Origin of the sequence: Enterococcus sp. C65 (assembly GCF_040887165.1) — a bacterium.
Lineage (GTDB): Bacteria > Bacillota > Bacilli > Lactobacillales > Enterococcaceae > Enterococcus_B > Enterococcus_B hirae.
Map to the genome: position 1 here is coordinate 177,421 of NZ_JBFOFG010000005.1, position 12,606 is coordinate 190,026.

12 protein-coding genes are annotated in these 12,606 nt (G+C 38.1%); 3 read left to right on the plus strand and 9 right to left on the minus strand.

Annotated elements, in window-relative coordinates; translation table 11 throughout:
• Nucleotides 1-102: 102 nt before the first annotated feature.
• The 4 genes from AB3I12_RS07370 to AB3I12_RS07385 form a co-directional block, all read right to left on the minus strand.
• Complete coding sequence (locus tag AB3I12_RS07370) at nt 103-735, minus strand: GntR family transcriptional regulator (RefSeq protein ID WP_010720062.1); 633 nt, start codon at nt 733-735, stop codon at nt 103-105.
• Between the two features lie 192 nt (nt 736-927).
• Entirely contained in the window at nt 928-1,050 is a 123-nt protein-coding gene (locus tag AB3I12_RS07375; RefSeq protein ID WP_053765766.1) for a hypothetical protein, read from the minus strand.
• Nucleotides 1,051-3,186, minus strand: coding sequence for a ferrous iron transport protein B (gene feoB, locus AB3I12_RS07380; protein WP_063626544.1), 2,136 nt, complete (start codon nt 3,184-3,186; stop codon nt 1,051-1,053).
• Between the two features lie 3 nt (nt 3,187-3,189).
• A complete protein-coding gene (locus tag AB3I12_RS07385) occupies nt 3,190-3,690 on the minus strand; it encodes a ferrous iron transport protein A (RefSeq protein WP_010720065.1) in 501 nt (166 codons plus the stop codon).
• 408 nt (nt 3,691-4,098) lie between these two features.
• Between AB3I12_RS07385 and nrdH the strand changes: the two genes are divergently transcribed.
• The 3 genes from nrdH to nrdF all read left to right on the plus strand — a co-directional run bounded on the left by nrdH (nt 4,099) and on the right by nrdF (nt 7,652).
• On the plus strand, nt 4,099-4,323 hold the full coding sequence (gene nrdH / locus AB3I12_RS07390; protein ID WP_010738447.1) for a glutaredoxin-like protein NrdH: 225 nt from the start codon (nt 4,099-4,101) through the stop codon (nt 4,321-4,323).
• Between the two features lie 146 nt (nt 4,324-4,469).
• Nucleotides 4,470-6,629 carry a class 1b ribonucleoside-diphosphate reductase subunit alpha gene (gene nrdE, locus AB3I12_RS07395; RefSeq protein ID WP_010720067.1) on the plus strand — a complete coding sequence of 720 codons (2,160 nt, stop codon included), beginning with the start codon at nt 4,470-4,472 and terminating at the stop codon, nt 6,627-6,629.
• 54 nt (nt 6,630-6,683) lie between these two features.
• Nucleotides 6,684-7,652, plus strand: coding sequence for a class 1b ribonucleoside-diphosphate reductase subunit beta (gene nrdF / locus AB3I12_RS07400; RefSeq protein ID WP_010720068.1), 969 nt, complete (start codon nt 6,684-6,686; stop codon nt 7,650-7,652).
• Nucleotides 7,653-7,875: 223 nt separating this feature from the next.
• On the opposite strand, the gene AB3I12_RS07405 is transcribed toward nrdF, so the two are convergent.
• From AB3I12_RS07405 to AB3I12_RS07425, 5 genes are read right to left on the minus strand one after another with little or no spacing between them, the layout of a single operon-like run.
• Nucleotides 7,876-8,580, minus strand: a complete 705-nt coding sequence (locus AB3I12_RS07405; RefSeq protein ID WP_063626543.1) for an SIS domain-containing protein — start codon at nt 8,578-8,580, stop codon at nt 7,876-7,878.
• 44 nt (nt 8,581-8,624) lie between these two features.
• Nucleotides 8,625-9,419 carry a PTS system mannose/fructose/sorbose family transporter subunit IID gene (locus AB3I12_RS07410; RefSeq protein WP_010720070.1) on the minus strand — a complete coding sequence of 265 codons (795 nt, stop codon included), beginning with the start codon at nt 9,417-9,419 and terminating at the stop codon, nt 8,625-8,627.
• The gene (locus tag AB3I12_RS07415; RefSeq protein WP_010720071.1) at nt 9,403-10,212 is read right to left on the minus strand and encodes a PTS sugar transporter subunit IIC; all 810 of its coding nucleotides are present in this window, start codon (nt 10,210-10,212) and stop codon (nt 9,403-9,405) included. The genes AB3I12_RS07410 and AB3I12_RS07415 overlap by 17 nt, the downstream gene beginning before the upstream one ends.
• A gap of 9 nt (nt 10,213-10,221) precedes the next feature.
• Complete coding sequence (locus AB3I12_RS07420) at nt 10,222-11,181, minus strand: PTS mannose/fructose/sorbose transporter subunit IIAB (protein ID WP_063626542.1); 960 nt, start codon at nt 11,179-11,181, stop codon at nt 10,222-10,224.
• Nucleotides 11,178-12,494: an alpha-L-fucosidase gene (locus tag AB3I12_RS07425; RefSeq protein WP_063626541.1), complete on the minus strand. Its 1,317-nt coding sequence runs from the start codon at nt 12,492-12,494 to the stop codon at nt 11,178-11,180. The genes AB3I12_RS07420 and AB3I12_RS07425 overlap by 4 nt, the downstream gene beginning before the upstream one ends.
• Between the last annotated feature and the right edge of the window lie 112 nt (nt 12,495-12,606).

Below are 12,606 nucleotides of genomic sequence, written 5' to 3' on the forward strand. Positions count from 1 at the left end.
GAGACTTTTTTGTTTGCTTCCAAAATAAAAAAAACTTGAATAAAGCCCTAGCGGTTAGGCTTATTCAAGATTAAAATTTGATGATAAAAAATAATTGAAGGACTAGTTTTCTGGATAGAAGAAATTAGTCATTCTTTGTAAGGTAAATTCGTTTCCAATGAAATGTACAGTGTCACCCGCTGTGAATTTAGCATACGGTCCAGGTGAAACGAGCAACTCTTCTTTATGGGAAATCGCAATCACTGTCGCTCCTGTTGCTTGCCAAATATTCAACTCGCTGATGGAGCGGTCAAGATGGGTCGCTTCTTTCGTCAACGTTAATTCAAATGGCAATAAAGGATTCATCTTATGTATCCGTTTCGTTTGACTGACTAATTGATCTAATAATTGTGAAAAATGATCCAATTCTTCTTGTTGCTTTTCTACACTCGCCATAATTTCGGCTTTTGTTTCTTGGATCGATTGAACATCTTGGTATTGCAATAAAAAATCTTTGGCTTTCTCTTTTGAGGCAACGAATGCCCCACTGCCATGGCGAACCTCCATGATCCCTAGATCAACTAGCACATTGATTGCTTTTCTTGTAGTTTCAGGAGAAGCATTATATGTACTTGCTAAAGTGGATCTCGCATGGATCTTCTCCCCCACCTGATAACGGTTTTCCACGATTCGTTCAGCCAGATCAACTGCGATTTGTTGGTATCTTGGACGAACAATTTTTTTCTTTCCTGCCATTTATTCTCCTCTTCCTTCTCTTTTTCAGTTACATCTTACTATGGGAAATCAAAATAAGCAAAAAATCTTAAAAAGGTTTTAAGTCTGTTCCTTGGAGAAAAATCAAAAGAAGCAAAATCAACCACTCAAAAAAACAACGAACGATGAATTGTTTTTCGATCATCACTCGTTGTTTTTATCATCTCTCATCCGTTAGACTTTCTTTACTGGGCAAGCACTTTTACAGTCATCACACGTTTTTCCTGATTTGACACGTGAAAACACGATATAACCAGCACTGCCAAAGATCAATACACTTAATAAAAAAGTCGCCATTTAATTTCCACCTTCTAATGATAACGTCAAAATTTCTTGTTTCTTCTGCTGCTTTTTCAATAAAGCGTAACCTAATCCAATCAGAACCATACCTGCTAAATAAGTCGAAAATACGATAGAGCCGCCTTCTAATAAATGGGCGAACTGATAAATCATGAAGCTTACCAAGTAAGCAAACCCACATTGATAACCAACTGCGATCAGTGTCCATTTCCTTGAATTCATTTCACGATGGATCGCACCGATTGCTGCAAAACAAGGGGCACAAAGCAGATTGAACGACAACAAGGAATAAGCAGCAGCGGAAGTATACGTACCTTGTAATGCTTGCCAAATCTCTCGACCATTTTCCGCTACTTCTTTGTGCCCAAACAAAATACCAAAAGTCCCAATGACATTTTCTTTGGCCACTAATCCAGTGATCGTAGCTACTGTTCCTTGCCAATTCCCCCATCCTAGTGGTTGGAAAAGAGGAGCCACAATCCGTCCAACACTTGCTAGAATACTTTGATCTTCCGTAACAGGTTGACCAAAAAAGTTATACGAAGAAGTAAACCAAATCAAAATACTTGAAACAAAGATGATCGTTCCTGCTTTTTTGACGAATGATTTACTGCGGTCATAGGTTTGGCGTAAAATCGTTGTTCCTTGTGGAAAATGATACGCTGGTAGTTCCATAATAAATGGTGCGGTATCGCCAGCAAATAACTTCGTCTTCTTCAACATGATCCCTGATAAAACGATGGAAGACATACCTAGAAAATAAGCAGAGGGTGCTACCCAAGAAGTATGGGGGAAAAACGCTCCTGCAATCAAAGCAATGATTGGTAATTTAGCAGAACATGGCATAAACGTCGTGACCATGATCGTCAAGCGCCGATCTTGCTCATTTTCAATGGTTCGGCTAGCCATCACTCCTGGAACACCACAACCTGTAGCAATCAACATAGGAATAAACGATTTCCCTGACAAACCAAATTTCCGAAATAAACGATCCATCACAAAAGCGATCCGTGACATGTAGCCACAATCTTCCAAGAAACTTAAACACAAGAACAAGACGATCAGCTGAGGTAGAAAGCCCAATACTGCGCCTACCCCTGCTATGATTCCATTGAGGATCAATTGTTGCATCCACTGTGCCACTTGCCAGTTGACCAGTACCTGTTCGACGTGTTGTGGCAACCAGCTGCCAAATAACGTGTCATTGATCCAATCGGTTCCCATTGTTCCGATTGTTTGAATCGCTAAATAATAGATCAGCCACATGACAAAAGCAAAAATTGGTAAAGCGAACCAGCGATTAGTAACGATTCGATCGATTTTATCACTGATGGACAAGCGAAATGAATCTGTAGACACGACACAAAGTGCAGTAAGTTGCGTTAGCCATTCATATCGTTCATTAATAACTATCGTTTCGCTATCTTCTTCAAATAGTCTTTCTGTCAGACGAATCAGCTGCTCAATTTCTTTTTCTTGTTTTGTCGTTATTGTTTGTTTTTCCCATAACTGTGGATCACGCTCAAAATATTTGATGGCAGACCAGCGTTGAAAAGGCTGATCTTTTCCTAATATCTCTTCGATTTCATGGATTGCAGCTTCTAGTCGATCGTCATAATTAGTTAGTAAGGATACCTTCTGTTCTTTTGGCTGCTTGGAGGCATCAATGATTTTCTTCGTGAGTTTATCCAACCCTTCTTTTTTCAATACACTGATAGGAATCACAGGTATGCCTAAACCATAACTTAATTTTTCGACATTGATTTTTTTGCCATTTTTTTTAATGATATCCATCATATTCAGTCCGATAATGATGGGGATGCCTAGATCTAATAATTGTGCAGTCAGATAAAGATTTCTTTCTAAATTTGTGGCATCGACAATATTGATGATCAGATCAGGGCATTCGTTGGTCAAATAATCTCTCGCAATTACTTCTTCAGGTGTATAAGGTGACAGGGAATAGATTCCAGGCAAATCTTGAATCTTGATTATCGGATTCTTCTTCATTTTTCCTTCTTTTTTTTCCACCGTTACCCCTGGCCAATTCCCTACGTATTGTTTAGCACCAGTTAAGGCATTGAATAAACTACTCTTTCCACTATTAGGGTTACCAACTAAAGCTACCTTCATTTTTTACACCTCTTTTTGCACAAGGATCAACATTGCTTCTTCTTTACGAAGCGTTAACTCATACCCTCGCAAGGTAATTTCTAACGGATCTCCTAGTGGTGCTAATTTTCTTACGGTCAAAGGAACATTTTTCGTTACACCCATATCCATCAAACGCCGTTTAACAGCGCCTTTTCCATGTATCCCTACAACGATTCCTCGTTCTCCAACAGTCAGTTGATCTAATGAAGTCCAGTTATCCTTAGAAAGTTCGTTCTTTTTCACTAAAATTTGTTTAAACAACTCTCGATCGATCGCGATCCGATTATTTTTTAGCAGGACGATTCCATTACTTCCTGATCGATTGATAACAACGAGTTTACTTCCAACGATTATACCGAGATTTTGCAAATGTTTTTTGACTGCTTCACTCGTTTGCAATTTTTCAATTTGGTAAACAAGATTTAGCTTCGCTTCTTCTAAAGGGACAGTGGCATCTAAAGATAAAGTAGCATTCAAATTCATAAATCGATTTTCATCTCCTTCTTGTGAAAAACATCATGATAGTTCTTTCTATTTATTTTTCCTAGTATTTACTTCATTTATCAACATACATTGAGAATCATTCTCAATAAGAATACTCTCGTTACTTGATAAAGTCAACGAACGTTGTGATTTTATGAGCGAACTTTCATTTAATCACTTAATAAGGAGATAAAAAAATCTTTTCGGGGATTTTTCCACAACCTTCACTGTACTAAAACAAGTATTTTTTCCCCTGTTACTTGTTTTCAGCTGTTTTTCAAAAACCACAAAACATAGTATTCCACAGTTTCCACAACACAAGATGTAGTGTTTGTTGTTTGACTTTTTTACTAATAGTTTTATACTATTCATTATAGATAAACAAGAGCTGTGGAGGAGGCAATACACATGAATGTCAAAATATTTTCTAAAAATAATTGTATGCAGTGCAAGATGGTCAAACGCTTTTTAACTGACAACCAAATCGATTTTGAAGAAGTTAATATCGACGAACAACCAGATGCAATTGAATGGTTAAAAGCTCAAGGATTCCAAAGTGTTCCTGTCATTACGTCAGATGCACAAACGGTGATCGGGTTTCGACCAGATCAACTTCGCAAACTTGCTAGTTAGTCACCAGTCAATCGAAATGGAAAAGAACGTAGAATTGGATTTGATGGAATTGAGGCACTTGTTTTTGCCGTAAACTCCCCAAATCCTTTTTTACAGCACGAAACAATATTCACTATCAAAATATGGAATGAAGGTTGGGTGTACTTATGAGTCTTAAGCAGTTAAAAGATGTTAGTTACTTTAAATTAAACAATGAAATCAATCGACCAGTAAATGGTCAGATCCCGCTAAATAAAGATAAAGAAGCGCTAACCGCTTTTTTTGAAGAAAATGTCAAACCAAACACGATGACGTTTGCAACAGCAATGGATAAAATCAATTATTTGATTGAAAACGACTATTTAGAGTCAGAATTTATCCAACTGTACTCTGCTGAATTTATTGAATCACTTTATCAATTTTTAGCAGAACAACACTTTACCTTTAAATCATTTATGGCTGCCTACAAATTTTATTCACAATATGCGTTAAAAACGAATGACGGGACTGCTTATCTTGAATCTTATGAAGATCGAGTAGCTTTCAACGCACTTTATTTTGCTAATGGTGATGAACAATTGGCGCTGTCTTTAGCAGATGAAATGATCCACCAACGTTACCAACCTGCTACCCCTTCTTTCTTGAATGCCGGTCGGAAACGTCGTGGGGAACTCGTTTCTTGTTTCTTGACACAAGTAACTGATGATATGAACTCTATCGGTCGTTCGATCAACTCTGCTTTACAACTATCACGTATCGGTGGTGGTGTGGGGATCACTCTTTCAAACCTACGTGAAGCGGGTGCACCGATCAAAGGTTATGAAGGAGCAGCAAGTGGTGTTGTCCCTGTTATGAAATTATTTGAAGATAGTTTTAGCTATTCAAACCAATTAGGTCAACGTCAAGGTGCTGGTGTCGTTTATTTGAACGTCTTCCACCCAGATATCATTGCTTTTCTTTCTGCCAAGAAAGAAAATGCAGATGAAAAGATCCGAGTAAAGACACTTTCACTTGGTGTAATCGTTCCTGATAAATTTTACGAGTTAGCTCGTAAAAATGAAGAAATGTATCTTTTCAGTCCTTATAGTGTGGAAAAAGAATATGGCGTGCCATTTTCTTATGTCGACATCACTGCTGAGTATGATCATTTAGTAGCGAATCCTAATATTCGGAAACAAAAAATCAAAGCACGTGAACTTGAAAATGAAATTTCGAAATTACAACAAGAATCCGGTTATCCTTATATCATCAATATTGATACAGCGAATCGTGAAAATCCAGTTGACGGAAAGATCATCATGAGTAACTTGTGTTCGGAGATCCTACAAGTTCAAACACCTTCTGTTATCAATGGAAAACAAGAATATGAAGTATTAGGAACGGACATCTCATGTAATCTCGGTTCGACTAACATCGTTAACTTGATGGACAGCCCTGATTTTGGTCAGTCTGTGCGTACGATGACACGGGCATTGACTTACATCACAGATGCTTCCGATATCGATGTTGTCCCTCCGATACAAAATGGAAACAAATTGAATCATACGATCGGACTAGGAGCAATGGGCTTACACACTTTCTTTGCGAAGGAACAAATGGCGTATGGCTCTGAAGAATCCTTAGATTTCACAAATATTTACTTTATGCTTTTAAATTACTGGACATTAGTTGAAAGTAATACGATTGCTCGTGAAAGAAAACAAGTCTTCCATAACTTTGAAAAATCTGCTTATGCAGATGGAAGCTATTTTGATAAATATGTTACTGGAGAATTCCAACCAAAATCTGATAAAGTAAAAGCTTTATTTGAAGGAATCTTTATTCCAACTGCTGAAGATTGGGAAAACTTAAAACAAGCGATCATGACCGATGGTTTATACCATCAAAATCGTCTAGCTGTAGCACCGAATGGTTCGATTTCTTATATCAATGACACTAGTGCAAGTATTCATCCGATTACACGCATGATCGAAGAGCGTCAAGAAAAGAAAATCGGGAAAATCTATTACCCAGCGCCTTATCTGTCAAATGAAACAATTCCTTACTATACTTCAGCTTATGACATGGACATGCGAAAAGTCATTGACATTTACGCAACTGCTCAACAACATGTAGATCAAGGAATGAGTTTAACCCTATTTATGCGTTCTGAAATCCCAGAAGGTCTATATGAATGGAAAACAACGACTAAACAAACAACACGTGATTTGAATATCTTACGTCACTACGCTTTCCATAAAGGAATCAAATCAATTTATTACGTTCGGACGTTTACTGATGATGCAGAAGAAATCGGCAGCAATCAATGTGAAAGTTGTGTCATCTAAAACAAGTAAGCAAAAAATGAACAGACAGGTAATTTAAATAAAGGAGCATTTCTCATGTCAGAAACTTACTATGAAGCAATAAACTGGAATGAAATTGAAGATATCATTGATAAATCTACGTGGGAGAAACTAACTGAACAATTTTGGTTAGATACCCGTATTCCTTTGTCTAATGATTTAGATGACTGGCGGACACTGTCACAGTTAGAAAAAGATACGGTTGGCCATGTCTTCGGTGGACTGACTTTACTCGATACTGTCCAATCAGAAAGCGGAATGGATCAGCTGCGTAAGGATGTCCGTACGCCGCATGAAGAGGCTGTATTGAACAATATCCAATTTATGGAATCGGTCCATGCAAAAAGTTATTCTTCCATTTTTAGTACATTGAATACAAAAAAAGAAATCGAAGAAATCTTTGAATGGACGAATACAAATCCTTATTTACAAAAAAAAGCGGAACGTATCAATGAAATCTACAAAAATGGCACACCTTTAGAAAAGAAAATCGCTAGTGTGTTCTTAGAAACATTCTTATTTTATTCCGGCTTTTATACTCCTCTTTATTATTTAGGAAATAATAAGTTAGCGAATGTAGCAGAAATCATCAAATTGATTATTCGAGATGAATCTGTTCATGGGACTTACATTGGCTACAAATTCCAATTAGGTTACAATGAACTATCAGAAGAAGCACAAGAACAGCTAAAAGACTGGATGTATAATTTATTATATGAATTGTACGAAAATGAAGAACGTTATACCGAGGAACTGTATGATCCAATCGGTTGGACGGAAGAAGTAAAAACATTCTTGCGCTACAATGCCAATAAAGCATTGATGAACCTGGGAATGGATCCACTTTTTCCAGATACAGCGAATGATGTCAATCCAATCGTGATGAACGGTATCTCTACCGGTACCAGCAACCATGATTTCTTCTCACAAGTGGGAAATGGCTACCTCTTAGGGCATGTGGAAGCAATGCAAGATGACGATTATTTGATTGGTTTAGATGACTAAATAGGAAAGAGACTGGGACAAAACTTGTCTCAGTCTCTTCTAGTATCTCTAAAAACGGATAAACGGTGAGACAAAAGCAGCATCTTCGGAAATAAGCCGAAATTTACCAAAAATTTAAGAAGCAATTTTCGGAAATTCCTTCTTATTTCTTGATGCTAAACACTTTTGTCTCAACCTCTTTTATGTGCTTTTTCTCAGTCAATCATTTGATATGTTCATGAAACTAAATATGGAAAATTCTCTCTGCATACTGGTCTTCGATTTTTAGATTTCGTTCGTGTCCCCCATCGATATTCGCACTTAAATAAACTGGCGGTTCAAAACCTTGAGCAACCATTCGCTCAATGGCTTCTAACATCGTTTGTTGGAGTAACAATGTAGCCGCATATGTCGAAGTCCCGCATACTTTGGTCTCTAATCCATCAACAGGTAATACCGCATCACCATAAACAGAGTGGTTATCTAAAACAACATCCGCAAATTCATACAATAACTTTCCACTTTCATGTCGTGAAGTGGATGCTTTAGAGGTAGCCAATGCCGTGACCACGATCAATTTATTTCCACGCTTTTTGATTTCCTCAGCCATTTCAATTGCCATGGGGTTTCTCCCAGAATTAGAAATCAGGAAAAAGACATCATTGGGATGGATGGATACTTTGTGCATGAGCGTTCGTCCGACACCAGCATGTTGTTCGTACATGCCCCCCGCAGGATCTAAAATCAGTTTTGACGGTATCAATCCACCTGCACGCCCACTGATTTCTAGCGCTGCTGCATGGGAATGTCCGCTACCAAAAGCTTGCGTAATCCCACCGTTCATAATTCCATCGGCTACGATTTGGGCTGCTTTCGTTATATTTTCTGTTTCATACTTCTCTAATGTTTCAGTTAATTTTTTACATTCTTCAAAAAATGCGAGTGTCATAAGGCTCTCTCCTTTTTATGATTATTCCTCATTTAGTTAGAAAATCACATGATTCCGAATACTCTTAATAAGATCGATAACACCATGATCGCTAAAATCGCTCTTGTTGAATTAAAGTATTTTTTGCCTAACAACCAATAAATGACACCCACTAAAAGGGCTGGAATCATCATCGGCATGATCTGATCTAGTGTTTCTTGAAGGTTAAGTTCGACATCTCCCGTTTTAAAGGTCCAAGTAATTTGGGCATTGATAACCGATGGAATCATGGCACCGATCACCGTGACCCCTAATAAAGTGGCAGCATTGGTCAGCGCATTCAAATGTCCGGACATACTAGTTACTAATTTCACGCCTTGAGTATAACCTATTCTTACAGAGAAAAATCGAAAGACTAAAATCGCCAGATTTACTAATACCCAAACAGCAACTCCTATCGCGTTTCCTTGTAGAGCTAAATAGGAAGCCACTGAACCAAAAACAGTTGGGAACAATACCCCAAAAATCGTATCCCCCACACCAGCAAATGAACCCATTAATCCAGTTTTCAAACTAGACACCGTATCTTTTGATTGTTTGCCTTCAGCTTCTTCAGTAGCGATATCGATTCCCAAAATAAAACCGCCCATATGTGGTGTGGTATTAAAAAATTGACTTTGCATGTTCATCATGGCAATCTTGGTTTCTTCATCGTCGCCGTAGAGTTTTTCGATGATCGGTAACATGGAGTACAAATAGCCCCCACCCATCATTCGCTCATAGTTCCAAGACAATTGGCTACCATACAACCAATTGATACTTACTTTATCTAGGTCTTTTTGATTAATCTTCGTACTCATCAGCACTTAATCCTCCTTTTCCATTTGCATCAGCTTGAGCCACTTGTGTCAGATTGTTTTGCTTTCCAATCAAATTCTTAAATTGTAAAATGGCTAAAGCCAATCCTAATAAAGCCACGCCAAACATAGGCATCTTTAAGTAAGCAACTGCCAAAAACCCAATCATCAAGTACGTAATGAAATTTTTAACTGGTAAAAATCTTAATAAAATGGCGATACCGACTGCTGGTAACATGCCTCCTGCAACTGCCAACCCGCCAGTCAACCATTCTGGAATTACATCTGAAACAATTTGAATCACTCGGTCACCAAAACTAAAGACGATAAAAATAGGTACTCCTCGTGATAATCCCCAACTCATTGCTCCCAACAAGTGATAAATTCTTATTTTTTTAGTATCAGCTAAACGAATATTTTTATCGATTCTCTTTTGAAAGAACACATTGCAAAATCGAGCAAAAATATCTAACTGGATCATCAACAATGCTACTGGAACAGCTAATCCGATACCAAATTCCACACCTCTTCCACTCGTAATCGCAAAAACAGTTCCCACGATCGAAGCGGTCATATAATCTGGGACACTTGCTCCTCCATAAGCTTGAATACCCAATCCCATTAATTGCAATGTCGCACCTACTGCCAATCCAGTGGTCAGATCCCCCATTACTAAACCTGTAATAGTACCTACGATCAGTGCTTGGTTAGCAATCACATTGATCCCTAAATTTTCGATGATGACATAAAATCCTAACAGTGATAATACGATGATTTGCCAAATTTCTATATTCATTCGTTCCCCCTACTTTCCGTAAAATTGTGAAAATCGTTTTTCTTCTTCCATTGGTACCATTTGTGCCGTCACAACGACTCCTGCTTTTTCCAACTCTAAAATCTTCGCAATTTCTGCTTCGGTTAAAAAGACGGATTTTTTGATTTGAAGGGTTCCTTCTCTCGAACTGGCATTGCCTAAATTAAATGATTCAATTGGTACACCCGCATCGATCAAATCAAAGATCGTTTGAATCTTTTTGGTAAGCAACATGATTTTTTGATCTTGATAAATCCCTTCTTTTAACCGTTTTGCAGCGGTAACCGTTTTCAATATACTCAATTTGATACCACCAGGAACAGCAGCTTTTAAAGAGGCCTTAGCAATTGGATCATTGACCACTCCATCATCAACGATCATAACTCTTGTTGTTCCCATTTTCCCTAACCAAAGTGTCGCTACTTGACCATGGATCAACCGTTCATCCAATCGGACATGGCTGATCCCCAATTCACTCATTTTGTTGGAAACGGAAGCCACAACTGATGGCTCAGTCTCTGCTGTGTTCGATGGTAAATCCGCTGCGGTGCTTCCAAGGGACATTTTAATCCCTTGAACACCGACGGTCGAAATAGTCTGAACGATTTCATTCAGCGAAGCCTTAGGATTAAAGCGTTCGCTATAAGCTTGAAGCAGCATCGGAATATTCAAACCAGAAACAATTTCGATTTTTCTGCTTCCTTCTTCTTTCAGCTGGTTCAGCTGATTAAAAGGTGTCCCACTCCATAGATCAACTAAACACAACAGTTCATCATCAACGGAATACTTCGCTAACACCTGTTCCACTTGGTGGCGAAACTCTTCTGGACTATTTTCAGGCATCAATACACACACATCTACCTGTTCTTGTTCTCCAAAGATCATGTCTCCCGTTTGCTTTACGCCTAAAGCGAACTCGCCATGGCTTGCAAGAATAATGCCGATACTCATTTTTCTTCCTCCTTTAGTGTCAATTCAATCACTGGGATCAATTCATTTGGTTCTTTAATCGGAATGTTTAGCATCAACATGCTCGGGTCAAGCGCCTCCTTCACATGAACTTCAGTAATCTCTTTGTATAAATTAGTTGTCGCTTTTCTTTCTCCTCCTAAATGCTTCGTATCGACAAACCGAATCTCGGAACCATCATTGAGCAGTTTCGCAAACTTCACTTTCCCACCTAATTCTGGTAATAAAATCGTTCGATAAGGCCAACTAAAAATGTGAAGATATAATTTATTTCCTTTTTGAGTGTATCGACAATCTTGAGGTGGTGTAAAACTAGATAACCCCGCACCGTAAATCGCTTTTCCATGTTTTCGTAGCCATTGACCAACAGAACTTAAAATGCTATCGCTATTGTCATCCCACTCTCCTCGTGCGTTTGGTCCAATATTCATCGTGAAATTCCCACCTTTGGAGACAGTATCCACTAGTTGTTTCGCTACCATTTCACTCGTTTTGAAATTAAGGTTGTCCCGATCGTAACCCCAACTATTATTTAAGGTTTGAACGGTTTCCCATACCTCTTCTTCATTGTCCATTGCCTTACTTCTAGCAAATTGTTCTGGGGTAAGTACACCACGATGCAAGTCTAACCGGTCATTGATCAAAATATTAGGTTGAATCTCATGGATCATTTTTTCTAATTCAACACTTCCCCAATCTTGCGCCCCTTTACCGACCGAAGTCCCCCAATCTCTGCTTTTATAAGAAAAATCAAACCATAGATAGTCAATCGTACCGTAACTTGTCAATAATTCTCTGACTTGATTTGCCATAAATTGGCGATAATTTTCCATGTTGCCAGGATGTTGTTCGATATAGGTTGGATTATTTCTCATTGGATGATAGCCATCTACTAAGAAATCTGGATGATGCCAGTCTAATAGAGAATAATAAAGACCGATCTTGATTCCAACTTGACGAAATGCTTCAATCAATTCTCCTAACAAATCTCTCTGATATGGTGTTTTTCCTATGTGATATTCTGTTTCTTTCGTATGCCATAAACAAAAGCCATCATGATGTTTTGCTGTAATGATGACATACTTAAAACCTGCTTCTTTGGCTTTTTGAGCCCATTCATGTGGATCTAATAAATCAGGATCGAATTGATCCAGATATTTTTGGTAATCTGCTACACTGATTTCTTCTAAAGTCTGGACCCATTCATGTCTTCCTGCCACTGAATACAATCCGAAATGAATAAATAAACCATATCGACTCTCAGAAAACCATTTTCGTTCACTATTTACACTCATTTTTTTCCTCCGTTAACATTTCTATTTGATTTAACCAAAGTATAACGAGCAATTTAAAACGTTTCCATACTTGAATAATTTGTTGACATTTATTCAAAAAATGATTCACGCG